Source organism: Bacillus sp. ILBB4 (assembly GCF_035064545.1).
Classification (GTDB): domain Bacteria; phylum Bacillota; class Bacilli; order Bacillales; family Bacillaceae_H; genus Priestia.
The window spans coordinates 997,641-1,024,092 of record NZ_JAIQVD010000001.1; the positions used below are offsets into that span (position 1 = coordinate 997,641).

At 39.8% G+C, this 26,452-nt stretch carries 23 protein-coding genes, 1 riboswitch and 1 other annotated feature (1 of these 25 running past the window's edge); of the genes, 3 read left to right on the forward strand and 20 right to left on the reverse strand.

Going from position 1 to position 26,452, the window contains the following annotated elements; genetic code table 11:
- Positions 1-64: 64 nt before the first annotated feature.
- The 5 genes from gerE to LAV82_RS05340 all read right to left on the reverse strand — a co-directional run bounded on the left by gerE (position 65) and on the right by LAV82_RS05340 (position 4,178).
- Positions 65-289, reverse strand: coding sequence for a spore germination transcription factor GerE (gene gerE, locus LAV82_RS05320; protein ID WP_013059396.1), 225 nt, complete (start codon positions 287-289; stop codon positions 65-67).
- 173 nt (positions 290-462) lie between these two features.
- Positions 463-912: an acyl-CoA thioesterase gene (locus tag LAV82_RS05325; RefSeq protein WP_057233279.1), complete on the reverse strand. Its 450-nt coding sequence runs from the start codon at positions 910-912 to the stop codon at positions 463-465.
- A 63-nt stretch (positions 913-975) separates the two neighbouring features.
- Positions 976-1,749, reverse strand: a complete 774-nt coding sequence (gene sdhB / locus LAV82_RS05330) for a succinate dehydrogenase iron-sulfur subunit (RefSeq protein WP_013059398.1) — start codon at positions 1,747-1,749, stop codon at positions 976-978.
- A 3-nt stretch (positions 1,750-1,752) separates the two neighbouring features.
- Positions 1,753-3,540, reverse strand: coding sequence for a succinate dehydrogenase flavoprotein subunit (gene sdhA, locus LAV82_RS05335; protein WP_211077234.1), 1,788 nt, complete (start codon positions 3,538-3,540; stop codon positions 1,753-1,755).
- A gap of 29 nt (positions 3,541-3,569) precedes the next feature.
- Positions 3,570-4,178 carry a succinate dehydrogenase cytochrome b558 subunit gene (locus LAV82_RS05340; RefSeq protein WP_013059400.1) on the reverse strand — a complete coding sequence of 203 codons (609 nt, stop codon included), beginning with the start codon at positions 4,176-4,178 and terminating at the stop codon, positions 3,570-3,572.
- 489 nt (positions 4,179-4,667) lie between these two features.
- On the opposite strand from LAV82_RS05340, the gene LAV82_RS05345 reads away from it, so the two are divergent.
- Positions 4,668-5,195, forward strand: coding sequence for a YslB family protein (locus LAV82_RS05345; protein WP_013059401.1), 528 nt, complete (start codon positions 4,668-4,670; stop codon positions 5,193-5,195).
- 51 nt (positions 5,196-5,246) lie between these two features.
- On the opposite strand, the gene LAV82_RS05350 is transcribed toward LAV82_RS05345, so the two are convergent.
- The 8 genes from LAV82_RS05350 to LAV82_RS05385 form a co-directional block, all read right to left on the reverse strand.
- Positions 5,247-6,479 carry an aspartate kinase gene (locus LAV82_RS05350; protein WP_211077617.1) on the reverse strand — a complete coding sequence of 411 codons (1,233 nt, stop codon included), beginning with the start codon at positions 6,477-6,479 and terminating at the stop codon, positions 5,247-5,249.
- 141 nt (positions 6,480-6,620) lie between these two features.
- A riboswitch (Lysine riboswitch) is annotated at positions 6,621-6,798 on the reverse strand.
- A gap of 65 nt (positions 6,799-6,863) precedes the next feature.
- Positions 6,864-8,630: an excinuclease ABC subunit UvrC gene (gene uvrC, locus LAV82_RS05355; protein ID WP_055992447.1), complete on the reverse strand. Its 1,767-nt coding sequence runs from the start codon at positions 8,628-8,630 to the stop codon at positions 6,864-6,866.
- 224 nt (positions 8,631-8,854) lie between these two features.
- Positions 8,855-9,169: a thioredoxin gene (gene trxA, locus LAV82_RS05360; protein WP_013059404.1), complete on the reverse strand. Its 315-nt coding sequence runs from the start codon at positions 9,167-9,169 to the stop codon at positions 8,855-8,857.
- Between the two features lie 345 nt (positions 9,170-9,514).
- Positions 9,515-10,495 carry an electron transfer flavoprotein subunit alpha/FixB family protein gene (locus LAV82_RS05365; protein WP_013085165.1) on the reverse strand — a complete coding sequence of 327 codons (981 nt, stop codon included), beginning with the start codon at positions 10,493-10,495 and terminating at the stop codon, positions 9,515-9,517.
- Positions 10,496-10,528: 33 nt separating this feature from the next.
- Positions 10,529-11,302, reverse strand: coding sequence for an electron transfer flavoprotein subunit beta/FixA family protein (locus LAV82_RS05370; protein ID WP_016765685.1), 774 nt, complete (start codon positions 11,300-11,302; stop codon positions 10,529-10,531).
- Between the two features lie 18 nt (positions 11,303-11,320).
- Positions 11,321-12,094: an enoyl-CoA hydratase gene (locus tag LAV82_RS05375; RefSeq protein WP_013059407.1), complete on the reverse strand. Its 774-nt coding sequence runs from the start codon at positions 12,092-12,094 to the stop codon at positions 11,321-11,323.
- A 79-nt stretch (positions 12,095-12,173) separates the two neighbouring features.
- The gene (gene fadR / locus LAV82_RS05380) at positions 12,174-12,758 is read right to left on the reverse strand and encodes a fatty acid metabolism transcriptional regulator FadR (RefSeq protein WP_013059408.1); all 585 of its coding nucleotides are present in this window, start codon (positions 12,756-12,758) and stop codon (positions 12,174-12,176) included.
- A gap of 113 nt (positions 12,759-12,871) precedes the next feature.
- Positions 12,872-14,569, reverse strand: coding sequence for an AMP-binding protein (locus tag LAV82_RS05385; protein ID WP_499715710.1), 1,698 nt, complete (start codon positions 14,567-14,569; stop codon positions 12,872-12,874).
- Between the two features lie 212 nt (positions 14,570-14,781).
- Here LAV82_RS05385 and LAV82_RS05390 point away from each other — a divergent pair, with 212 nt between their 5' ends.
- Positions 14,782-15,888 carry a 5-methyltetrahydropteroyltriglutamate--homocysteine S-methyltransferase gene (locus LAV82_RS05390; protein WP_499715711.1) on the forward strand — a complete coding sequence of 369 codons (1,107 nt, stop codon included), beginning with the start codon at positions 14,782-14,784 and terminating at the stop codon, positions 15,886-15,888.
- Positions 15,889-16,039: 151 nt separating this feature from the next.
- On the opposite strand, the gene LAV82_RS05395 is transcribed toward LAV82_RS05390, so the two are convergent.
- The 5 genes from LAV82_RS05395 to zapA all read right to left on the reverse strand — a co-directional run bounded on the left by LAV82_RS05395 (position 16,040) and on the right by zapA (position 21,737).
- Entirely contained in the window at positions 16,040-16,447 is a 408-nt protein-coding gene (locus tag LAV82_RS05395; RefSeq protein ID WP_013059411.1) for a DUF350 domain-containing protein, read from the reverse strand.
- A 181-nt stretch (positions 16,448-16,628) separates the two neighbouring features.
- Positions 16,629-18,992: an endonuclease MutS2 gene (locus LAV82_RS05400; protein ID WP_211077231.1), complete on the reverse strand. Its 2,364-nt coding sequence runs from the start codon at positions 18,990-18,992 to the stop codon at positions 16,629-16,631.
- 19 nt (positions 18,993-19,011) lie between these two features.
- The gene (polX, locus tag LAV82_RS05405; RefSeq protein WP_057233269.1) at positions 19,012-20,724 is read right to left on the reverse strand and encodes a DNA polymerase/3'-5' exonuclease PolX; all 1,713 of its coding nucleotides are present in this window, start codon (positions 20,722-20,724) and stop codon (positions 19,012-19,014) included.
- Positions 20,725-20,922: 198 nt separating this feature from the next.
- Positions 20,923-21,480, reverse strand: a complete 558-nt coding sequence (locus LAV82_RS05410) for a CvpA family protein (RefSeq protein WP_014458067.1) — start codon at positions 21,478-21,480, stop codon at positions 20,923-20,925.
- A complete protein-coding gene (gene zapA, locus LAV82_RS05415) occupies positions 21,477-21,737 on the reverse strand; it encodes a cell division protein ZapA (protein WP_013059415.1) in 261 nt (86 codons plus the stop codon). The genes LAV82_RS05410 and zapA overlap by 4 nt, the downstream gene beginning before the upstream one ends.
- Positions 21,738-21,880: 143 nt before the next feature.
- Between zapA and rnhC the strand changes: the two genes are divergently transcribed.
- A complete protein-coding gene (gene rnhC / locus LAV82_RS05420; RefSeq protein ID WP_013059416.1) occupies positions 21,881-22,795 on the forward strand; it encodes a ribonuclease HIII in 915 nt (304 codons plus the stop codon).
- Between the two features lie 33 nt (positions 22,796-22,828).
- Here rnhC and pheT read toward each other — a convergent pair whose 3' ends face one another.
- The gene (pheT, locus tag LAV82_RS05425; RefSeq protein WP_499715712.1) at positions 22,829-25,243 is read right to left on the reverse strand and encodes a phenylalanine--tRNA ligase subunit beta; all 2,415 of its coding nucleotides are present in this window, start codon (positions 25,241-25,243) and stop codon (positions 22,829-22,831) included.
- Positions 25,244-25,256: 13 nt separating this feature from the next.
- On the reverse strand, positions 25,257-26,291 hold the full coding sequence (gene pheS, locus LAV82_RS05430; protein WP_014458064.1) for a phenylalanine--tRNA ligase subunit alpha: 1,035 nt from the start codon (positions 26,289-26,291) through the stop codon (positions 25,257-25,259).
- Positions 26,292-26,345: 54 nt separating this feature from the next.
- Positions 26,346-26,452 (reverse strand) — a binding site (T-box leader); it runs 129 nt beyond the window's last position.

Here is a 26,452-nt window from a genome sequence, read left to right on the forward strand (position 1 = left end):
TATGTATGCGACACTTAAAAAAATATACAAAAAGCTGGCTTTCTAAGAAGAAAGCCAGCTCATGTTATAGTTCAAGTTCTCCCATTCGAAGGAGTTCTACGACTGCTTGAGAACGCCCCTTGACTCCAAGCTTTTGCATCGCATTAGAAATATGATTTCGAACTGTTTTTTCGCTAATGAATAGTTCACTCGCGATTTCTTTTGTTGTTTTGTCCTGTACTAAAAGCTCGAATACTTCTCGTTCACGCTTTGTAAGTAGCGGTTTAGGTTGAAACTCTTTTTCTTTCAATGTAACCCTCCTTGCCTGATCCTGAGTTGAACTATCGGATGGGTGTAAATTTAGTCAACATATCTTATGTGCGGTATGCCTACGCGGTTACTAGTTTTAGAAAAAATATGCAAAAAACTCTTTTTTACCTTTAAAAAAGAAAAAAGCCTGAAGAAAGAGCCTTCAAGCCATTTTCATATATTTGATAAACACCTTTTCATCTCTTCATTCCAAGGCACGCTTTTTCCCGTTTCTTTAGAAATTTGCACCATTGTTCCTCTCCCGGTGAGTACAACCTCTCTTTGCTCATTTTGAATCATATAGTGTAAATCAACCGACGAACGTCCAATTCTATGAGCTTTTACAAAAACAGATAGCACGTTGCCAAAATACACTTGTTTGACATAATCGCACTGCAAATCAGCCACCACCGGTATCGTTCCCTCATGCTCACTCGTCCACTTTTGCATAAAGCCAATATAGTGAAAGAATTCCGTACGTATTTGTTCAAAATAAACAAAAGGAACCGTATTATTTAAATGCCCAAACATATCTGTTTCCGAAAATCTTACCTTGATCTCCTGCTTAAACGAAAATGACTCTTTCCAATGATCCATGTCTTCAATATACGAAATATTATTCATCTGTATTTCCTCCATTCGTCATAGACAAAATAAAACCTCTCCGCGTGGAGAGGTTTTGAGTGATTATACTTGATCGCTACCAAAGAAACTTCTGAATGCTTGAATTGTTGTATCGCGGTTCAAAGCTGCGATTGAAGTAGTCAATGGAATTCCTTTTGGACATGATTGAACGCAGTTTTGAGAGTTCCCGCAGTTCGCTAGTCCTCCATCACCCATAATCGTCTCTAAACGTTCTCCTTTATTTAACGCACCGGTTGGATGGGCATTAAACAAGCGAACTTGAGAAAGCGGTGCTGGACCGATGAAGTTTGACTTGTCGTTTACGTTTGGACAAGCTTCTAAGCAAACGCCACATGTCATACACTTGGATAACTCATACGCCCACTGACGTTTCTTTTCAGGCATACGCGGTCCTGGACCTAAATCGTATGTGCCATCGATTGGAACCCAGGCTTTTACTTTTTTTAGTGAATCAAACATACGGCTGCGGTCTACTTGCAAGTCACGAACCACAGGAAATGTTTTCATTGGCTGTAAGCGAATTGGCTGTTCTAGTTTATCAACAAGAGCCGTACATGACTGACGAGGTTTACCGTTGATGACCATTGAACAGGCTCCGCATACTTCCTCTAAACAGTTCATTTCCCAGTTTATCGGAGCAACCTCTTTACCTGAAGCATCAACCGGGTTACGTCTGATTTCCATCAGTGCTGAAATAACGTTCATATTCGGACGATACGGAATTTCAAACTCCTGATTGTAAGGAGCAGATTCAGCTGAATCTTGACGTGTAATAATGAAGCGCACTGTCTTTTGGACTGTTTGTTGTTCACTCATTGATTAACGAACCCCCTCTTGTTGTTTTTTTGGTTTTTCATCTTTTTTCTTTGTGTAGTCGCGCTTACGCGGTTTGATTAACGATACATCTACCTTTTCATAATGGAAAGAAGGAGCCGTTTTCTTATCCACAAAAGATGCCATTGTTGTTTTTAAGAATTCTTCATCGTTACGATCTGGGAAATCTGGCTTATAATGAGCACCGCGACTTTCGTTACGGTTGTAAGCTCCTAGCGTTACAACACGTGAAAGCTGAAGCATGTTTTGCAGCTGACGAGTAAATGTTGCCGCTTGATTACTCCATTTAGCCGTATCATTAATGTTAATACGATCATAGCGTTCAATTAATTCTTGAATCTTTTCATCTGTTTTTAACAGTTTGTCATTGTATCGTACGACTGTCACGTTGTCAGTCATCCATTCCCCTAGCTCTTTATGAAGAACGTATGCATTTTCTGTACCTTGAAGATTCATGATATTGTTCCATTTCTCTTCTTCTTCTTTCACATGACGATCATATACGCTTGAAGAAATAGCATCTGCGCTCTTTTCTAAACCATTGATGTATTCAACCGCTTTAGGACCGGCAACCATACCACCATAAATAGCTGATAATAATGAGTTTGCTCCTAAACGGTTCGCTCCGTGCTGTGAATAATCACACTCACCAGCTGCGAATAAGCCAGGAATATTTGTCATTTGATCGTAATCCACCCATAAACCGCCCATTGAATAGTGTACGGCTGGGAAAATTTTCATTGGTACCTTGCGCGGATCATCGCCCATGAATTTTTCATAGATTTCGATGATACCTCCAAGTTTAATGTCTAGCTCTTTTGGATCTTTATGTGAAAGGTCCAGATAAACCATGTTCTCTCCGTTAATTCCTAACTTCTGCGCTACGCAGACGTCAAAAATTTCACGAGTTGCAATATCACGAGGTACTAAGTTACCGTATGCAGGATATTTTTCCTCTAAGAAATACCAAGGTTTACCGTCTTTATATGTCCAAACGCGTCCGCCTTCTCCACGAGCAGATTCACTCATAAGACGAAGCTTATCATCTCCTGGGATAGCAGTTGGATGAATTTGAATAAACTCTCCGTTTGAATAGTATGCACCTTGCTGATACACAATAGATGCCGCTGAACCTGTATTAATAACTGAGTTCGTCGATTTTCCAAAAACAATTCCAGGTCCACCTGTAGCCATAATAACCGCGTCAGCTGGGAACGTTTTAATTTCCATTGATTTTAAATTCTGTGCAGAAATTCCGCGACAGCTGCGCTCATCGTCAAGAACAGCACCTAAGAATTCCCATCCTTCGTACTTTGTCACAAGTCCGGCAACTTCATAGCGACGAACCTGCTCATCTAATGCGTACAATAATTGTTGACCCGTTGTTGCTCCAGCAAAAGCCGTACGGTGATGCTGCGTCCCGCCAAATCGTCTGAAGTCTAACAAACCCTCAGGAGTACGGTTAAACATAACACCCATGCGGTCAAGTAAGTGAATAATGCCAGGAGCTGCTTCACACATTGCTTTTACAGGTGGCTGGTTGGCTAAAAAGTCTCCGCCGTACACTGTGTCATCAAAGTGTTCCCATGGTGAATCCCCTTCACCTTTCGTATTTACGGCTCCGTTGATTCCACCTTGCGCGCAAACTGAGTGAGATCTTTTTACCGGAACTAGTGAAAATAAATCTACTTGCTTGCCAGACTCAGCAATTTTTATTGTTGCCATCAAGCCAGCTAAACCGCCACCGACTACGATGATTTTTCCGTTACTCATCGGAACCCCACTCCTTCAAAACCTTAATTTTATGCAAATGCGAATAATGTACGAACACCTACAAATGTAAGTGCTAAGAAGATTGCTAATGTCACATAAGTTGAAATTCTTTGAGAACGTGGTGTTACAGTTAACCCCCAGCTAACTCCAAATGACCATAGACCGTTTGCAAAGTGGAAGATCGTAGATACAACACCAACTATGTAGAATGCAAGCATTGCCGGGTTGCTTAAAATTCGTTCCATCATTTGAAAATCTACTTCTTTTCCAAGCGCAGCTTGTATTCTGGTTTCCCATACGTGCCATGTGATGAAGATAAGTGTGATTACACCTGAAACACGCTGAAGGATAAACATCCAGTTACGGAAAAACCCATAGTTGTTAACGTTTGTTTTAGCAGTGAATGCGATGTAAAGACCGTATATTGCGTGAAAAACGATTGGTAAGAAAATAATGAAAATTTCTAGAGCATAGCGGAAAGGTAAGCTCTCCATGAAGTGAGCTGCTTGATTAAATGATTCTTCTCCCTTTGTCGCGAAATGATTCACAACTAAATGCTGTGTTAAGAAAATCCCGATTGGTATTACCCCAAGTAATGAATGGATTCTCCGATATTGAAACTCTCTGTTTGCCGCCATCTGCGTAGACCCCCCTTAGTTAAATGAACATAGTTTGTGAAGAACTTTCTTACTCCCACTAGACAAATAGATTAATCGTGAATACAGGAAATGAAAACCTTTGCATTTCCTAATAAAGTATGTGACAGGTTAATTTTACTCCCATCGATTAAGAGCGTCAAGGCAAGATATTTAAATCTTCTATAAAATATAAATTTATAAAATTTTATATTTGTTAACGCTTACTATATTGATGTTACAGATTTTTTCTTTCTATTATAATATTGCTTGCCACAACTAAGTAAGCGTTTACTTTATACTTTTATTGTAAACAAGTTCACAAAACATTTACACAGGTAAAAGTACCCTTTTAAAAGTTATATTATGGATTTTTTATCTTTACATCTAACTCTTTTTACCATAATAAAGATCCTCTTACATTTTATTAAAAAAATGCGTGAGAGGTTTTTTAGATTTGTATATAATAGTAGTAAAGAAAGAGGGGAAAGCATGAGCAATTTACAAACAGAATCACAGCAAGAACTTGAAGAGACGATGGAAACATCAGAACCTAATGTCACAGCTGAAACAGAGAGAACTCTTGATCACGTTTCATATTTCGGATACAGCCTTTTGCGTGACGTGTTAATTCCAGAGCTTCTTGGAGACGAAACGAATACCATTTCATACTGGGCAGGAAAACACCTTGCGCGGAAATACCCATTAAATACAATGGATGAAATCGTCGCTTTTTTTAAAGCAGCTTCCTGGGGAACACTGACGCTTGCAAAAAAAGATAAATATTCACTAGAGCTTGAGTTATCAGGTGATGTGGTCAGCAAAAGATTTCAGCAGGAAACTTGTTCGTTTCATCTTGAGTCAGGATTTGTGGCTGAACAGATTCAGCGGCAAAACAACTGCCTAACAGAAGCCTACTTAACACATAAAGAAAAGAACGGAAAAGTGCTGATTTCCGTGCAGTGGGACCGAAAAGATATTTTACCTACCGAAACACGCGCGGAGCGTTATAAAAAGTAAAAAATACGTATATATAAAAGACGTGGAGATACCACGTCTTTTTTCTCTTCTTTATACTTGCACTGCCTGCTGTTCTTCTAGTTCGAATGCTACGTGAAGCGTCTCAACTGCTTTTACCATATCAGCATGCGGTACAACTGTAGATACTTTAATTTCAGACGTGCTGACCATCTTCACTTCAATTTTCTCTCCTGCCAGCACTTCAAACATTTCAGCTGCAACACCTGGGTTTGAAATCATACCAGATCCGACAATCGACACTTTAGCCAGACCGCTTTCATGTTCGATACGCGTATATCCTAAAGTAGATTTATATTCTTTTAAGACAGCAAGAGCAGCTTCTACGTCTACGGTTTTAATAGAAAATGAGATGGATAGACGATTATTAGCCGTTACGTTTTGAATAATAATGTCCACATTTAACTGTTCTTTTGCTAATGCTGTAAAAATAGTAGAAAGAGTTTGCAACTCGTTGTTTAACCCTTCAATTGTCACGCGTGAAATATTATCTTCAAACGCAATTCCTCTTACGACTAAGTTTTGTTCCATTGAAACTTCCTCCTCAACAATCGTTCCATTCTCGTTTTCTAAGCTTGAACGCACTTCTAGCGGTACCTGATAATTTTTTGCAAACTCAACAGCGCGCGGATGCAGCACCCCTGCTCCCAAATTAGCTAATTCTAACATTTCGTCATATGAAATAGAGTGAAGCTTACGGGCACCTTCTACATAGCGCGGATCTGTCGTAAACACTCCTGTTACATCTGTATAAATATCACATTTTGCTGCTTTTAGCGCCGCGGCAAGAGCTACTGCCGTCGTGTCAGAGCCGCCTCGACCTAATGTTGTAATGCTTCCATCTTCTGAACAGCCTTGGAATCCAGCTACTACTACAATTCGTCCGCTATCTAACTGACGTTGAATACGAGTTGTATCAATGTGCTGGATTCGTGCATTGCTATGAACTGCTTCCGTCTGGATGCCAGCTTGCCAACCTGTTAGCGAAGTTGCTTCATACCCTTTGCATTGAAGGGCCATTGTTAACAGGGAAATCGTCACTTGTTCTCCAGTTGTAAGAAGCATATCCATTTCGCGTTTGCTTGGACTGTCCGTAATATCACTTGCTAATTTCACCAGTGCATCTGTGGTTTTGCCCATTGCCGATACAACAACGACTACTTGGTTACCGCGCTCTGCTTCTTGAATAACTCGGTTTGCTACATGTTGAATACGTTCAACAGAACCAACAGATGTTCCACCAAATTTTTGAACGATTAATGCCATAATTTTGTTCATTCCTTTTCAATAAATTTGCATATGCAGGATGATGAGAAGCTAAATTTTTTTACTCAGACAATAAAAAAAGCAATGAGATGAGCTCTCATTGCTTAACGAACGAAAATTATAAAACATAACCGTCCACTGCCGTGAGATAGCTCTCCAAGAATCTACATCTTGACAATCCTACGTTTATTCAACGCAGAACCAGCAATCATTACTATGAGGTAATGTTCACTTCGGCAAATTTCCCTTTCCGCATCATTCATAAGGGCTCATACCCTTCCTGATACGTACTGATTAAATTTGCACCTCTATCTTCACTTCATTTGATGAAGTGTCGTATGAAATTAGTTAATAGCTTATCAAACATTTTCTATTATTTCAAGACTATTTTTGCAATGTTTCATAAATTTTTTCAGCAATGTTTTGAGGAACACCTGAATTTCGAATATCTTCAACCGTTGCTTCTTTCAATTTTTTCACCGAACCAAAATACTTTAACAAAGCTTTTTTACGCTTTTCTCCCACTCCCGGAATGTCGTCCAGAACAGACTGAAAAGCGGACTTAGAGCGCACTTGACGGTGGAAGGTAATCGCAAAGCGGTGAACTTCATCTTGAATTCGCTGAAGCAAATAAAATTCTTGACTATTGCGTTCAAGCGGTATGATTTGAGGAGGCTCGCCAATCATCAGATTCGAAGTTCTGTGCTTATCATCTTTGACAAGACCTGCTGTAGGCACTAAAAGTCCCAATTCATTTTCGAGAACATCCTGCACCGCAGCCAAATGCCCTTTACCTCCATCTACAACAATTAAATCTGGAAGCGGAAGACCTTCTTTTAATGCTCTGGAATACCTTCTGCGAACCACTTCTCTCATGGAACTGTAATCATCTGGTCCCTGCACGGTCTTAATTTTATATTTACGATATTCTTTCTTTTCCGGCTTCCCATCAACAAAAACAATCATCGCAGAAACTGGGTCTGTTCCTTGAATATTTGAATTATCAAATGCTTCAATCCGATAAGGAGCGGCAATTCCAAGCTCTTCTCCTAACCGTTCAACTGCGCCAACCGTGCGTTCTTCATCTCGTTCAATTAAATAGAATTTTTCACCGAGCGCAATTTTTGCATTTTTACACGCAAGTTCTACTAATTCTTTCTTTTTGCCTCGCTTTGGATGCTGAACCTCTACTTCTACTAATTTCTCAGCCAACTCTGCATCAATCGTTGCTGGAACCATTACTTCTTTTGGCTTAATATTTTTGGCATAAAACTGACCGATAAAAGTTAAGAAATCTTCTTCTGGCTCTTTATAAAAAGGAAACATAGAAACTTCTCGCTCAATTAATTTCCCTTGGCGAATAAAGAAAACTTGAACACACATCCAGCCTTTATCATAAGAATAGCCAAACACATCTCGATTAACAAAATCATTAAACGTTACTTTTTGCTTTTCCATTGTCGCTTCGATATGAGCAATTTGATCTCGATATTCTTTAGCCCGTTCAAAGTCAAGTTCTTCTGAAGCTTTTAACATTTTTTCAGTTAACTCTGTTTTGACATGCTCATATCCACCATTTAAAAAACGCGTGATATTTTCAATAATTTGTTTGTTTTGCTCTTCTTTTACTTCTTTTACGCAAGGAGCTAGGCATTGCCCGATATGGTAATACAAACAAGGTCTGTCTGGCATGGTAGAGCACTTTCTTAATGGATAAATGCGATCAAGAAGCCGCTTTGTTTCATTTGCAGCTTGAACGTTAGGATAAGGACCGAAGTATTTCCCTTTATCTTTTTTTATTTTTCTTGTAATAACAAGTCGGGGCTGTTTTTCAGCTGTAATCTTAATAAAGGGATAACCCTTATCATCTTTAAGCATGATATTGTATTTTGGATCATGCTTTTTAATTAAATTCATTTCTAAAATAAGCGCTTCTAAATTAGAAGATGTGACGATATATTCAAAATCGACAATGTCGTTTACAAGTCGAAGCGTCTTTCCGTCATGAGATCCGGTAAAGTAGGAGCGCACTCGATTTTTTAATACTTTTGCTTTTCCTACGTAAATGACCGTTCCATATTTATCTTTCATCAAGTAGCAGCCGGGCTGATCCGGTAAAATAGCCAGCTTTTCTTTTAAATAATCGTTCATATTTTTCTCCTTCCTCTTCTCTTACTCTGTCCATCTATACATTCGCTTATGAAGCGTAACCTACATTCTTTCCTGCCTTACAATACATGCACATAAGCCGGATTTATGGCGGTGTTCCTTACATCTAGTATAAAACAAACGAACGCATATTCGCTAAATAAAAGTATTCCAAAAAGAGAAAAAGTGGAGAAAAAGAAAAAACCTAGCCTGAGCTAGGTTTTGACTTACGCGTGTTTATTAATTAATTCTGTTAATGCTTCTTTTGGTTGGAAACCAACTACTTGGTCAACTTTCTCTCCATCTTTAAATAATACTAAAGTTGGGATACTCATAACACCAAATTTTCCAGCCGTTTCTTGATTTTCATCAACGTCTACTTTCACGATTTTAACTTTATCGTTAAGTTCGCCATCGATTTCTTCAAGAACTGGAGCAATCATTTTACAAGGGCCACACCATGGTGCCCAAAAGTCAACAAGCACTAGGCCTGATTTAATTTCATCTGTAAAGTTTTTATCTGTAGCATGTGCAATAGCCATTTTAATTCCTCCTAAATATATGCAATATCCAAATTCTACTCACAGTATATCACCTTCAAATAAGGTTTGCTAACTTTTTGCTTACATTTATACTGTTTATTCTCCGCTCTAGTTTGTACAATTCACATAAAAACATACGTAGAAAATTTCGTTTTCCATGAGGTTGAGACATAACGAAATGAATCCCATCTAAAGACGAACAAATAGTATACAAGAGCTGAACTGCTAGAAAGACCCACACACATGAAAGCTACGCTTACCCTAACAAAAAAACGAACCACTAATCAAACATCTTGATCAATGGTTCGTTTTTCACTTCGTCTAAAATACTTTTGTCCCAGCCTCTTACGCAGACTGTACTTTCAGCTTTTTAAATTCTTCCGTTAGCAGAGGCACCACTTCAAATAAATCTCCAACGATTCCGTAATCAGCTACTTTAAAAATATTCGCCTCAGGATCTTTGTTAATGGCAACAATAATTTTTGAATTTGACATGCCGGCCAAATGCTGAATGGCTCCTGAGATTCCGCAGGCAATGTATAAATCTGGTGTGACTACTTTGCCCGTCTGACCGATCTGAAGAGAATAGTCGCAGTAATCTGCATCGCACGCTCCGCGAGATGCCCCAACAGCTCCATTTAACACGTCCGCTAGTTCTTGGAGAGGTCCAAAACCTTCCGTGCTTTTTACCCCTCGACCACCTGCAATCACGACTTTTGCTTCGGATAAATCAACTCCTTGCGTTGCTTTCCGTACAACTTCTTTTACAACTGTACGCAGGTTTTTGATTTCAACATTTAAATCCTCTACATCGCCTGTACGTCCCTCGTCTTTTGCAAGCGGTGAAATATTATTTGGACGAATCGTGACAAACGTAAAAGCATCGGTCATGATTTTCTTTTCAAATGCTTTACCAGAATAAATTGGGCGGGTAAAGACTACTTGATCCCCTCCAACTTCTACATCCGTCACATCGGAGATAAGTCCTTTGTCTAAGCGAGCTGCCAGTTTTGGCGCTAGGTCTTTGCCAAGAGCCGTATGGCCAAATACGATAGCTTCAGGCTGTTCACTTTCAATGATGGCTAATAACGCCTGAGCATAACCATCCGATGTGTAAGCAGCTAAATCTTCATGCTCCGTCACAACAACTTTATTCGCTCCGTACGCAATAAGCTCTTCACTTAAAGCTTTTACGTCCTTTCCTACTAACGCTGCAACAATTTCCCCACCGTCAGCTACAGTAGACGCTGCGGAAATCGCTTCAAACGATACGTTTCGTAATCCCCCATCACGTGCTTCTCCTAGAACTAACACTTTGCGTCCCATTGCAATACCCCCATTGTTTTGACTTTTGACTTATTAAATGACTTTTGCTTCTTTGTGCAGTAAATTGACCAGTTCTGTCACTTGATCTTTTATATCTCCTTGTAATACGCGTCCTGCGTCTTTTTTCGGAGGCAAATAAATTTCAATTGTCTTTGTTTTTGCTTCTACATCATCTTCATCTAAATCTAAATCATCCAATTCCACTTCAACCAACGGTTTCTTCTTCGCTTTCATAATCCCTGGAAGAGATGGATAGCGAGGTTCGTTAAGTCCCTGCTGAGCTGTTACTAGAAGAGGAAGCGACGTTTCGATAACCTCGGAATCGCCTTCCACATCGCGTACAACAGTCACTTTTTCACCTTCGATATCCAATTTTGTAATCGTCGTAATATAAGGGATTTCTAACTGTTCTGCTACGCGCGGCCCCACTTGGCCCGAACCTCCGTCAATCGCTACGTTTCCTGCCAAAATCAAGTCAGGAGATTGTTCTTTTAAGTACTGTGCCAGCAGCCTAGAAGTCGTGTACTGATCGCCATCTTCTATGTCATCTTCCGTATTGATTAAAACCGCTTTATCTGCTCCCATAGCCAAAGCTGTTCGGAGTTCTTTTTCTGATTCTTCCCCTCCTACACTCACGACCGTAATCTCCCCGCCATGCTTTTCCTTTAGCTGAATAGCTTCTTCAACTGCATACTCATCGTAAGGATTAATAATAAATTCAGCCCCATCTTCAACAATTTGACCATTTTTTAATGAAAGTTTCTCCTCTGTATCGAATGTTCTTTTTACTAACACGTAAATATTCATTCAATTCCCCTCCTAAGCTTATTTTCCTAAAAATTTAGGCTGGCGCTTTTCAATAAAAGCGGCTACGCCTTCTTGAGCATCCCGGCTTTTGAATACGCTTCCAAAAAACTGCGCTTCTTTTTTAATGCCGCTGTAGTAAGCATCTGTTTTTACATGCTGAAGCAGCTGCAAGGTAGCTTTAACAGAGATTGGGCTTTTTTTGGCAATTTTTCTAGCAAGTAAAAATGTTTCATTGATAAGCTGACTTTCTTCAAAAGCTGCATTTGCCAATCCTAACTCCACTGCCTCGCTTCCGGATATTGGATCACTTGTCAGCATCATCTCACAAGCCTTATGAACTCCTACATAACGAGGCAATCGCTGAGTCCCTCCAAATCCTGGTATAATTCCTAACTGAAGCTCAGGCAAGCCCAGCTTAGCATTTTCCGTTACCAAACGGATATGGCAGCTCATAGCAAGCTCCAATCCTCCGCCTAAAGCAGCTCCATGAATAGCTGCAATCACTGGTTTTGGGTAATTTTCAATATACTCAAAGAGCTCTTGACCGTTAACAGCAAGCTTCTCGTATTCTTTTTCCTGCTGAAGTGATGTGAATTCTTTTATATCAGCCCCGGCACAAAAGAATTTCCCTTCACCTTTAATAACGATAACCCTTGTCTCTTTACTATCTTCTAAATGTTTTAAAACACTTGAAAGATCTTTTAATAAATCTTGAGACAAAGCGTTAGCAGGTTGTCTATTCAACGTAATGAAGCTTATTGCATCAACAGTTTCAACCTGGATAATCTCCATTTGTTTACGCCACCCTTTCTTTCTATTTTCATTACCTTGCGCTTTTCCCCTCGCAGGGGAGCAGCAGGCTCACTTACGATTATGAGCCGCTGCAGCCGTTTAACAGCAGGGAATGGACTTTATCTACCGATTCTATTAGACCATATCGATGATCGTTCATTACCCATGTTGTAACAGTTTCATCAATCGTTCCAAAAATCATCTGTCGCGCAAGACGAATATCTATATTTTCAGAAAACTCACCCGTTTCGATTCCTGTCTGCAAAATAGAATCAATGAGAGTCAGATAATCTTTTAATACATCGTTAATTTTCAATCTTAAATCCTTGTTCGATTGACGCAGTTCGAGCTGTGTCACTGTAGCTAAATGATGATCCTCCGCTAGAAACGAAAAATGTTTGTCAATTAACACATGAAGTTTTTCTGCCGCGGTTTCAATTCCCGCCAGTTCTTCATAAATTTTTTCTACAAATTGTCCCATCTTCTCTTGAAACAAGGAAATCAAGACATCTTCTTTGTTTTTAAAATATAAATATATCGTACCGTCTGCAACTCCAGCCTGCTTAGCAATTTTAGAAACCTGAGCATTGTGGTATCCGTTTTCTGCTATTACTACTACAGCTGCATCGATAATCTGTTTATACTTTGGCTTATTTCTTCTCAATCTTATACGCTCCTTTAAAATATGAATGATTATTCATTCATATCTTTATAATAAAGAAACCGCAAGTATCTGTCAATTATGTTTCAGTAAAAAAAATCAAAGGCGACGATCGATTACGTCGCCTTTTTATGCTTTTCATTTTCTTCATCAATCAGCGCTCGTCGCAGAATCTTACCGACCGCTGTTTTGGGAAGCTCATTTCGAAATTCATAAAGGCGCGGAACTTTATAAGCAGCTAAATACTTTCTAGAAAACTCATTTAACTCTTCTTCAGTACATCTTACACCATTTTTTAATACAATGTAAGCCTTCACCGTTTCTCCTCTATATGGGTCAGGAACACCCACCACTACAGCTTCTTGAATTTTTTCATGCTCATATAATACTTCTTCAACTTCTCGAGGGTAGATATTATATCCCCCGGCAATAATAATATCTTTCTTCCGATCTACTACATAAAAATAACCTTTATCATCCATATAGCCAACATCACCTGTTAGCAACCATCCGTCTCGCATAACAGCCTCCGTTTCTTCAGGCTGCTTCCAATATCCTTTCATGACCTGAGGACCTTTAACCGCAATTTCTCCTACTTCGCTTACAGCAGCTTCTTTACCTGTTTCAAACGAGAGAATTTTGGCATCTGTGTCTGGCCAAGGCACTCCAATGCTTCCTGGTATTCTCTCTTTCCAAAGAAAATTAGCATGAGTAACAGGAGAGCTTTCTGTTAATCCATATCCTTCCACTAGTTTACCTCCGGTGAGCTTTTCAAACTGCTCCTGCACTTCCACAGGAAGTGGAGCCGAACCGCTCATACATGAATCAATAGAAGATAGGTTGTATTTTGCTAAATCAGGATGGTTTAATAATGCAATGTAAATTGTCGGAGCACCTGGAAATAAAGTAGGCTGCTGCTTATGAATGGTTTTGAGCGTCGTTTTTGCATCAAATTTAGGCAGAAGAACCATCTCATAGTTTTGCAAAACCGATAGAACAAGAACCGTTGTTAAACCATACACATGAAAAAACGGGATAATTCCAAGCACTTTTTCTTCTCCGTGCCTGCAGCGGTATAACCAGTGTGAACACATCGTTGCATTAGCTACCAAGTTTTTATGAGTAAGCATGACTCCTTTTGGAAAACCTGTTGTTCCCCCGGTGTATTGTAAAATCGCGATATCTTCGTCTGAAATTCCCTCAGCGTTACATACTGCGGGAGAGGATTCATTTATAATACGTTTAAATAAATGAGTAGTCTCCGTATGACTCACATCCACGCTTATCTTCTGCTGCTTGCGCTGAATAAATGGATAAATTATGTTTTTGGGAAATGGGAGATAATCTTGAATAGAGGTGATGACTACGTGCTTTATCCTTGTTAACGCTTTCATTTTTACTGCACGCGGATATAGCAAATCGAGTGCAATAATCATGGTCGCTTCTGAATCATTAAGCTGATACTCTAACTCTCTTTCCGTATACAAAGGGTTTGTTTGAACGACTACTCCTCCGGCAAGAAGAACAGCATAAAAGGAAATGACAGCTTGAGGGCAGTTTGGAAGCATAATGGCTACTCTATCCCCTCTTTTTAATCCCAGTTTAATAAGGTAAGATGACAGCTTCAGAGAATCTTGATGCAGCTGGGAAAACGTCATTTTTTTCCCTAGAAAATAGATTGCGCTTTTTTTAGGATCCTTTTGAACTGCTTCTTCAAAAAGCTGTGCTAAATTTTTTTGTTCATAATGAAGCCTAGCAGGTATTTCATCTGGATATTGAGAAAGCCATATCTTTTCGGTGGGTTCCACACGCATCCTCTCCCTCAAAAAAATAAAAAATTAGAATTTTCTAATTAAAATTATAATTCATTCTTTTTTTAGATGCAATCGTTATTGAATGTTCTCTTTCCTACCTAATCACTCTTTCATCCTGCAGCGTAATAAATAAAAATTGGATTTACCTCTGTACATTATCCGAATTTTTTGTATATAATAAAAATTAGATTTTTTTTAAGGAGCTGTATGAATTGACAACAACATTGACTAAAGGACCGTTCAAAGCAGATCACGTTGGAAGCTTTTTGCGTCCCGAGCGTATCAAGCAAGCACGATTACAAGTGGAAAACGGGGAAATGACAAAGAAGCATCTTCGAGCAATTGAAGATGAAGAAATTCGTAAGCTCGTAGAAAAGCAAAAACAAATTGGATTAAAAGCCGTCACAGACGGTGAGTTTCGCCGTGCGTGGTGGCACTTTGATTTTCTGTCAGAGCTTGTTGGCGTAGAACTTTACGAAGCAGAGTCGGGAATTCAGTTTCATGGAGTCCAAACAAAAGCTCACGGTATAAAAGTGACTGGAAAACTAGATTTTAATCACCACCCTATGATTGAAGATTATAAATTTCTTCATCAATCTGCTGGAAAAAAACACGTAGCTAAGTTCACCATTCCAAGTCCTAATATGCTGTTTTTCAGAGGCCATATTGAAGAGTCTGCTTACTCGGATACGGATGTATTTTTTGCTGATTTAGTTAAAACGTATCAAAAAGCCATTCAAGCATTTTATGATGCCGGATGCCGCTACTTACAGTTAGATGATACTGCGTGGGCAGTCTTTTTCTCAGAAAAAGGACAAGAACAAATCGCTTCAAAAGGTTTCACGCCCCAAGAATTACTGAAACGTTTTACGGATGCGATCAATGAATCCATTGCGCATAAGCCAGATGATATGGTCATTACAATGCATATTTGCAGAGGGAATTTCCAGTCTACTTATACAGCAAGCGGCGGTTATGAAAATGCGTCAAAAGCTATTTTCAGTCAGTTAAACGTAGATGGACTATTTTTAGAATTTGATGATGAACGCTCAGGAGGATTCGAACCTCTTCGACATGTAAAGCGAGATGATCTTCAGATTGTCCTTGGTCTTATCACATCAAAATTTGGAGATTTAGAAGATCCTGAAGCAGTGAAAAAAAGAATTGCTGAAGCGGCAGAATTTGTTTCTCTTGATCAAATTTGTTTAAGTCCCCAGTGCGGATTTGCTTCTACAGAAGAAGGAAATTTACTAACTGAAGAACAGCAGTGGGATAAAGTAAAGCACGTGATTTCAATTACTGAAGACGTATGGAAGTAATCATTAAAAAAGCTGACCTGCTTTAAGGTCAGCTTTTTTGCTGTCATCATAATGTTAGGAAAAGCTATATAGATAAATAGATAAGACCAATAAGCATAAACACTCCGCATAAAACGAGTAAAATTTTCGCTAACTTCTCCATGACTCTCTCCTATCCTATCCCTGCTCCTATTACATAGGACATACCGATTGAAATAACAAGTGAAATAAACCCAACGGCTCTGTTATCTTGTTCAATTTCATCATCGATTCGAAATTTTGGCGTCAAAAATTCGAAAATAAAATAGCTGACTAGTAAAAGAACGAACCCATATATTCCCCATCCGAGCATTCTTAACAAGTTGTCATTATGCTCAATCGAATAGCGAAAAATATTAGCTAATCCAAATATCTTCCCACCTGTTGCCATCGCAACAGCCATATTTCCTTTTTGAATCTCTTCCCAATTCTTATACTTAGTAACGAGCTCAAACACAACAAGAAAGACGACAATGCTCAAGACAACCACGCTGTAATAAGCGGCAGATTCAATATACGGGTCTTTCCAAAAATCCCTCATTTTTGCATCACTCCTAATTTATATTACACTTGACGTAATGAACTGACAGGTCTCTTTCCTTTACTTGTATCGTTCTTAAAAGACATAGAAAACCCAGCATAGTCCATGAGCCATGTCGGATTTTCTATCTTCATATATGCTTGTTCAGCGCATCGACTGACACTTTTATTTCAGCGTTCTTTTATTTAAATTCCACAACCGTAACGCCAGAACCTCCTTCAGAAGCCTCTCCGAAACGAATATTTTTAACAGAACGATGATTTTTCAAATATTCCTGTACGCCTTTACGAAGAGCTCCAGTTCCTTTACCGTGGATAATCGAAACGCGCGGATAGTTGGCTAACAAAGCATCATCAATATATTTTTCAACTCGAATCAGCGCATTTTCATAGCGCTCTCCTCTTAAATCCAGTTCTAGATTTACGTGATAATCTTTTCCCTTTACCGTAGCAAGCGGCTTTGTTTCTACAGGTTTTGGGGAACTGATATATTCGAGATCTTTTTCTTTCACCTTCATTTTCATGATCCCCATTTGTACTTGCCATTCATTATTGCTTAGTCGTTCTACAAGCGTTCCTTTTTGTCCCCAGCTTAAGACTTTCACTTCATCTCCAGCTTGAAGAGTGCGCTCTTGTTTTTTCGGCGCAGCTGGTTTCTTTTTACTTTTTTCAAGAGTTGGAACTGCATCTTCTAGACGCTTACGCGCTTCAATCAATTCATGCTCTTTTACAAGCGCATGATTTTTTTGACTCATTTTACGCAAATCGCTAATGATTTTCTCTGCTTCTTCAGATGCTGCTTTAACTGTGGCTTGAGCTTTTTCTTCAGCTTTTTCGTACAGCTTATCTCGTTTTTCATTAAACTCAATAATCTGACTCTGTAACTCTTTATGAAGCTTCTGAGCCTCTTTTCTTAGCTCTTCAGCTTCTTCTAGCTCGTGTTCAGACTGACGGCGGCTATCTTCAAGAGAGGCAATCATATTTTCTACTTTATTTGTTTCTGAGCCAATATAGCCTTTGGCACGTTCAATTACTTCAGCACTTAAACCTAAACGTTTTGAAATCTCAAAAGCATTGCTTCGGCCCGGTACACCAATCAGCAGCTTGTAAGTAGGGCTCAATGTTTCAATATCGAACTCTACGCTAGCATTGACCACTCCTTCACGGTTATAGCCGTACGCTTTTAATTCAGGATAGTGAGTAGTCGCAACTACGCGAGCGCCTCTTTCATATACTTGATCTAAAATCGAAATCGCAAGCGCTGCACCTTCTTGAGGATCCGTTCCTGCTCCCAATTCATCGAACAAGACCAGACTTTCGTGATCTACTTTTTGTAAAATATCTACAATGTTGACCATATGAGATGAAAAGGTACTCAAACTTTGTTCAATCGACTGCTCATCTCCAATATCAGCAAATACGTGCTTAAACACAGCCATTTCCGATCCATCCAGCGCAGGAATCTGCAAACCTGCTTGAGCCATTAACGTAAATAATCCAAGTGTTTTTAACGTTACGGTTTTACCGCCGGTATTTGGCCCTGTAATAACGATAGATGTATATTGATCACCTAGCTCAATATCATTCGCAACGACGTCTTCCTGTGCAATAAGAGGATGTTTTGCCTTCACTAACTTAATATAGCCTCGGTCGTTCATTTTAGGTTTTGAAGCTTTTAGCTCATGGCTATAGCGCCCTTTAGCAAACATGAAGTCCAGCTCACCTAACAGATACACGTTTTGACGGAGTTCATTTGCCACTTCCGCTACCTGAACGGTTAAAGCAATGAGAATACGCTCAATTTCTTGTTTTTCTTTTACTTTTGCTTCTTGAAGCTCATTGTTTAACGTCACAATCGCCTGAGGCTCAATAAATAAAGTTGCTCCAGATGAAGACTGATCGTGCACAATGCCTCCATACGCACTGCGATATTCTTGCTTAACAGGAATAACAAAACGTTCGTTTCGAATGGTAACAATTGCATCTGACAACATTTTTTGAGCGGACGAGGAGCGAATAAGGCTCTCTAGCTTTTCGCGAATACGAGACTCCGTTGAGCGAAGTTTTTGACGAATGCCTCTTAGCTGGTCGCTTGCACCGTCTAGCACTGTACCATTCTCATCAATACTCATTTTAATTGTTTGTTCTACCTCAGGAAGAGGCATTAGTTTTTCGATATGTTCAGTTATAATTGGAAGCTGTAAATCTTCGTCTTCCACTACTTGCTCGATAAATTGCTTGACTTGTCTTGCAGCATAAATAGTGCTTGCTACATCAAGAAGTTCATTAGAGCTTAGCGTTCCCCCAATTTCAGCGCGCTTCACGCTAGATCGAACGTCAAAAATGCCCCCTAGCGGTACGTTGCCACGCAATCGCAGCACGGTTGTAGCTTCATCTGTTGCTTCCTGCCATTTGACTACTTCTTCATACTGAGTCGAGGGAATCAAATTCGCTACTTTTTCTCGGCCTAAAGAAGAAGCTACTTTTTTCTGAAGCTGTTCCTTAACTTTATTAAACTCTAGTACATGAAAAATACGTGATTGCAAAACTGATTCCTCCTGTTGCTTATTTATGTCGATTTAAAAAGGCGGTTAATTCTTTGAGACTATACGTATTTAATACCGTTTCTGGTTTAAGCCAGCCTTTAATTCCCGTAGATATTCCAATTTCCATATGCTCTAGCATGTCTAGATTGTGAGCATCTGTATTAATAGCAATTTTAACTCCTGCCTCTTGGGCTTTTTTTATATGCTCAGCCGCTAAATCTAAACGGTTTGGATTCGCGTTTAGTTCAAGAGCCGTTTTTGTTTCTTTAGCTAATTCAATTAGCATATCAATATCTACATCATATCCGTTGCGGCGACCAATCAAACGACCCGTCGGATGAGCGATTAAATCTACATGAACATTGTTTAACGCTTGCTTTAAGCGATTCATAATTTCTTCGCGTGATTGCGAAAAACTAGAGTGAATGGACGCAATAACAAAATCTAGCTCAGCTAGCATTTCATCATCATAATCAAGTGTTGCATCAGGCAAAATATCCATTTCAATTCCTGCTAGTATTGTAAAATCATCGAACTGTGCGTTTAAACGATTAATTTCTTTACGCTGTTTACGAATGCGTTCAGGCGTTAGACCGTTAGCTACTTTTAAATACTGAGAATGGTCTGTAATCGCCATGTACTCATAGCCTCGCGCGCGACATGCTTCCGCCATTTCTTCAATCGAATACGCCCCGTCGCTCCACGTGGAGTGCATATGCAAATCACCTTTTACGGCACCGTAGGTCACAAGCTTTTGAGGCTTTATAAATGCATCTACTTCCGTTCCATCTTCACGAAGTTCCGGCGGAATAAAAGAGAGCCCAAAATGTTCATAGAATGCTTGTTCAGACTCAAAAGTCATGACTTCGCCTGTCTCGGCATTTTCAACGCCATACTCGCTAATTTTTTCACCGCGTTCTTTTGCTAATTGACGCATACGCACATTATGATCTTTTGATCCTGTAAAATGGTGCAGCGTTGTGGCAAACGCTTTATCTTCTACAAGACGAAAATCGACAGACACATCGTACTCATAGGCTAACGTTACCGATACTTTTGTATCTCCATTTGCAATAATATCCTTCACATTTGGCAGCGATACTAGCTGTTCACGGACAGCATGAGGCTCAGCTGTTGAAATAATAAAATCAAGATCTTTTACGGTTTCCCTCATGCGGCGAATGCTCCCTGCTTGAGAAAAACGCTCAATGCTATGCATATGTTTAAGGGCTTCTAAAATGTCTTCCGCTATTGGAAGCATAAAAGCAAGAGGCAAACGATCAGGACGCTTCCCAAACTCTTCAATAGCAGCGATAATTTTCTCTTCTGTCTTTTTACCAAAACCGCTTAGTCCCTGCACTCGATTTTCCATACAGGCCTGATGCAGTGATTCCATATCTCGAATATCTAGCTCTTTATATAATTTAGCGATTTTTTTACCTCCAAGCCCCGGCAGCTTAAGCAAAGGAATAAGTCCTTCAGGAACTTCTTGCTTTAGTTCTTCTAATACGCTTGACTCATTTGTTTCCATATACTCTGTAATGACTGCAGCCGTTCCTTTTCCAATCCCTTGGAGCTTTGTAAAATCCTCAATCTCTGTCAGCGTTCTTTCGTCCGTTTCTAGCGCTGCAGCTGCTTTTCGAAAAGCAGAAATTTTAAAAGGGTTATCTCCCTTTAATTCCATATATGTAGCAATTGTTTCTAACAATTTAATAATATCCTTTTTATTCATCTCTTTTCACCAGCCTATTATCATAATAACGAAACTTTCAAAAACATGATGAGTGACATATTTACTCTCTCAAATTTTCATATAGACATACTTTTATCCTCGTGAAAACCGCAGATCAGACTGCGATAAAAAAAGAGGGTATCTCAAAAGTATTATGACACTTTCGACACACCCTCTCAACAAGCTATTGTAATTTCATTACATTACACCATACTGAGTCCACAAATCTTGAATCGCAGACGATAAGTATGGAGTATTTTGTACGATATTGATTGCAATTGAAGACTGTTGAATTGGCGTTTGAATTTCACTTACAGGAATCACGGCTCCAATGTATAACAAAATAAAAACGATGATATACACTTCAACGAATCCAAGTGCACCTCCGCCCCATTTATTTAACTGGCGCAGAATTGGCAGTTCGGTTAAAGCCGTTAAAACAGAGCCTGCAAGGCGAAGTACAATGTGAGTAGCAAAAAATAAAATCGCAAATGCAATCATTCGATAAAAAGCGTCTTCTATCGTTCCAGAATCAAATACAAACGATGCGACACTTTGCTGCTGAATATTGTCTGGAAACGGAATCAACAAGCGAAGTCGGCTTGCCAAATCTCCACTAAACATATAAGCGACGATAAACGAAACCGCAAAACTGACAATATGAATGAGCTGCAAAATAAATCCTCTTTTAAGACCTGTTACAAAGCCTAAAAGAAGCAATATAATTAAAATGATATTAAGCATTGACTCAGTCATTCCTCTTTTCCATAAAGTTTTTGTTCAAGTCTCTCATAGTCTTCTTTCAGTTTTATATATTCGTGTACAGCATTTACAGCTGTTAATACTGCTAATTTATTGATATCTAAAGAAGGGTTTTTAGTACTGATTTCACGCATTTTTTCATCCACTATAGAGGCGACAAGTCGAATATGGCTTGTACTTTCGCTACCGACGATGCTGTACTGCTGACCAAAGATGTCAACTGTCGCACGTGTTTTATCTTGTCTTGACACGAGAAAATCCTCCGTTCCACGAAAAATCCTAATCCCTATCATACCACGAAGAAGACTTCAATGGAAACATATCTATATTTAAGCTATCATAAGGGATAGTGCTTATAAAGTAAACTAAAATACCCCGAAAGGAGTGAAGCATTATGTCACATGCTGTTATTAAGGTATCAGCTGATCAAATAGCTAAAATGAAGCTTCATTACACATCCTATTTGCAGCCCAAACTGCCGCAGGGAAGTATGTTTGCGGCTAAAACTCCCGGCTGTTCTATCACTGCGTACCGCTCTGGAAAAGTACTTTTTCAAGGAAAAGAAGCTGAAACAGAAGCGGCTAAGTGGGGAGGCTCTTTAGATGCTGCGAAAAAGGCTCCTGTCTCCCACCTCCCATCAAACTTCAGCTCACTATCGGTCATCGGTTCTGACGAAGTAGGGACGGGAGATTATTTTGGTCCTATGACCGTAGTTGCTGCCTATGTTCAAAAAGAGCAGCTTCCTTTGTTAAAAGAATTAGGAGTACGCGATTCAAAAGAGTTAACGGATGCTAAAATTATTGAAATTGCCAAGCAGCTTGTTTCGTTTATTCCCTATAGTTTGCTTGTTTTACATAACGAAAAGTATAATGCATTTCAAGAAAAAGGCATGTCACAAGGTAAAATGAAAGCTCTGTTACACAACAAAGCTTTATCCAACGTGTTAAAAAAACTGGATCCTGAAAAACCCGATGCCATTTTAATTGACCAGTTTGTCGAAAAAAACACCTATTATAAACACGTGGTAAAGGAAAAAGAAATTATCAAAGAAAATGTCTTTTTCAGCACAAAAGGAGAAAGCGTTCATTTATCTGTAGCTGCTGCTTCCATTATTGCCAGATACGCATTTTTAAAACAAATGGATTTGCTGACGGAAAAGACCGGGATGGTTATTCCTCGCGGAGCTGGCGCACAAGTTGATATCGCCGCTGCTAAAATCATTAAGAAACATGGCGTGAATGCGCTGAACTCTTTAGCTAAAATTCATTTTGCTAATACAGAAAAAGCTCTAAAATTAGCTAAAAAATAAGAGATGTGGAAATCCACATCTCTTTTCTTATTCTTATGAACGAAGCGTTGCACCAAATTCTTTTTCTACAGCTTCTAACACTGCACCATGTGCTTTTGCTACTTCTTCATCAGTTAATGTACGTTCAGGATCTAAGTAACGTAAAGAGAAAGCTACAGATTTCTTGCCTTCTTCCATACGCTCTCCTTCATATAGATCAAATACCGTCACGTCTTTTAAAAGTTCTCCGCCCGCCGCATAGATGACGCGCTGAACTTCTCCTCCAAGAACGTTTTTATCTACAACAAGTGCAATATCACGAGTAATAGATGGGAATCTTGGAATAGCTGAATAACGAACTTCTTCGACATCTGCAGCTAATAGCTCTTGAAGGTGTAATTCAAATACGTATGTTTCACGAAGACCATATTGTTTCTGAGCAACAGGATGAACTTGACCTACGTATCCAATTTCTTTTTCATCTAACCATACAGCCGCTGTACGTCCAGGGTGCATACCGTCTTTTTTAACGGGAGCATATGAGATTCGTTTCTCCAAACCAAGCTGTGCAAATAACCCTTCTAGTACACCTTTAATCACATAGAAATCAACGACTTTCTTTTCACCTTGCCAGCCGTGAGCATGCCACAGACCCGTGATTGCACCAGCTACGCGCTCCTGCTCATCCGGTAATTCTCCTTCACCTTTAGATAAGAACACTGAGCCTGTTTCGTATAGCGCAATAGAATCCGACTGACGAGCATTATTATGCTTCACTGCTTCTAGCAAATGAGGCACTAAGCTTTGACGAAGGATGCTGCGATCTTCGCTCATCGGCATTGCTAAACCAATTGTACTTGTTGCATTTAGTGCAAACTGAGTAGCTTTTCCAGCGCTCGTTAACGAATATGTTGTTGTTTGTGCTAGTCCCGCACCTTCTAAGAAACGGCGAACTTTACGGCGTCCAAGCTGATACTCTGTTAGTTTTCCTGGAGTTGCCACTGTTACAGGAAGCGTTGTAGGAAGGTTGTCATAGCCATACATACGCGCTACTTCCTCGACGATATCTTCTTCAATTGTAATATCGCCTCTACGAGTTGGCACTGTTACAACAATGGTTTCGTCTTCCACTTTGTTTTCAAATTGAAGACGGTTCATAATGTCTTGTACTTCTTCCATTGATAGCTCTGTACCAAGCACATCGTTAATACGTCCAAGTGACACAGCTACAACAGCAGGTTCCACAGTTAGTGTATCCACTTCTACAGTACCATTTACCACTTCACCTGAAGCGTATTCAGCCATTAATTCTGCTGCGCGGTCAGCAGCTACACGCGTACGGTTAGGATCAATTCCTTTTTCAAAACGAGCGCTTGCCTCACTGCGAAGACCGTGGTCTTTTGAAGCTTGGCGAACCGTTAAGCCTTTGAAGTAAGCTGATTCAATGAGAACATTTACCGTATCGTCTTTTACTTCGGAGTTCGCTCCGCCCATTACACCTGCAAGAGCTACCGGCTCACTTCCGTTTGTAATGACAAGCTGATTGCCTTTTAATACGCGCTCTTGGTCATCAAGTGTTACAAACTTCTCGCCTTCTGACGCGTGACGTACAACAATTTCTTTTGAACCAAGACGATCGTAGTCAAAAGCATGCAGAGGCTGGCCGTATTCAAGCAAAATATAGTTGGTAATATCAACAACGTTGTTATGAGGTCGAATACCAGCTGCCATTAAACGCGTTTGCATCCATAATGGTGACGGAGCAATTTTTACGTTTTTCACAACGCGCGCTACGTAAAGCGGATTGTCTTCTTTTGCCTCTACTTTAACGGAAATATGATCAGCTGCTTGCTCATCAGACGTTTGCACGTTTACTGACGGATACTTCACTTCACGACGTAAAATAGCAGCCACTTCATGTGCTACACCTAACATACTTAAGCAGTCTGAACGGTTTGGTGTTAGCCCTAGTTCTAATACTTCATCGTTTAAGTTTAATGCATCTAGTGCATCCGCTCCTACTTCAGCATCGCTTGGGAACACGAAGATGCCTTCTTGATAATCTTTTGCCACAAGCTTGCTTTCAATGCCAAGCTCTTGAAGAGAACAAATCATACCGTTCGATTCTTCACCGCGAAGCTTAGCACGCTTGATTTTAAAGTTACCTGGAAGTACAGCTCCCACTTTTGCAACCGCTACTTTTTGACCTTGTGCCACGTTCGGTGCTCCGCACACGATTTGAACGATTTCTCCTCCGCCAAGATCTACTTGACAGCGGCTTAATTTATCAGCATTTGGATGCTGTTCACGTTCTACAACGTGACCAATTACCACTCCGCTGATGCCTTTATTTAAGTTTTCTACACCTTCAACTTCAATTCCACTTTTTGTGATTTTATCTGCTAACTCTTCTGCCGTTACGCCTGATAAGTCAACATACTCTTGTAACCAACGATAAGATACAAACATCGTAGTCCCTCCTTTATACTTGTTTAAATTGATCTAAGAAACGAACATCATTTGTATAGAAATGACGAATATCATCCACGCCGTGTTTTAACATAGCAATACGCTCTACACCGATTCCAAAAGCAAAACCACGATATTTAGTTGAATCGTATCCAGCCATTTCAAGGACATTTGGGTGAACCATGCCAGCTCCTAAAATTTCAATCCAGCCTGTTTGTTTACATACATTACAGCCTTTACCTCCACATTTTGCACACGATACGTCTACTTCTACAGACGGCTCAGTGAACGGGAAGAAACTTGGACGAAGACGAATTTCACGGTCTGCACCGAACATCTTTTTCACAAATACTTCAAGCGTGCCTTTTAAATCGCTCATACGAATGTTTTCGTCTACTACAAGACCTTCAATTTGCATGAATTGATGAGAATGCGTAGCATCATCGTCATCGCGGCGGTACACTTTGCCCGGGCAAATAATTTTAACAGGTCCTTTGCCTTCATTCTTGTTCATAACACGAGCTTGAACAGTTGATGTATGCGTACGAAGAAGCGTTTCTTCCGTAATATAGAACGTATCTTGCATATCACGTGCTGGGTGACCTTTTGGCAAGTTCAGCGCTTCGAAATTATAGTAGTCCTGCTCTACTTCCGGTCCTTCTGCTACTTCATAGCCCATTCCTAAGAATAAATCTTCTACTTCTTCAACCACGCTTGTTAGCGGGTGATGCGTACCTGCTTTAACAGGGCGTCCTGGCAGCGTTACGTCGATTGTTTCTGAAGCAAGTTTACGCTCTACCTCGGCTGCTTCTAACGCCGTTTGTTTTTCTTCAATTTTAGATGCAATAGCTTCACGCACTTCATTTGCAAGTGCCCCCATTACAGGACGCTCTTCAGCTGAAAGTTTTCCCATACCGCGAAGCACTTCTGTGATAGGGCCTTTCTTTCCTAAATAAGCTACGCGTACGTCGTTTAATTCTTTTAAAGCACTTGCTGCTTCGACTTTTGCAATTGCTTCTTGTTGAAGTTCTTGTAAACGTTCTTTCATCACTTATTCCTCCTTTTAACGTAAAAAATGACAAATAAAAAAACCTCCTCCCAAAAAAGGGACGAGGATTAGTCGCGTTACCACCCTTGTTAACTATATACACAGACGTATACAGTTCACTTCATTCAAGTTAACGGAATCTCCGGAACACCTTTACATCT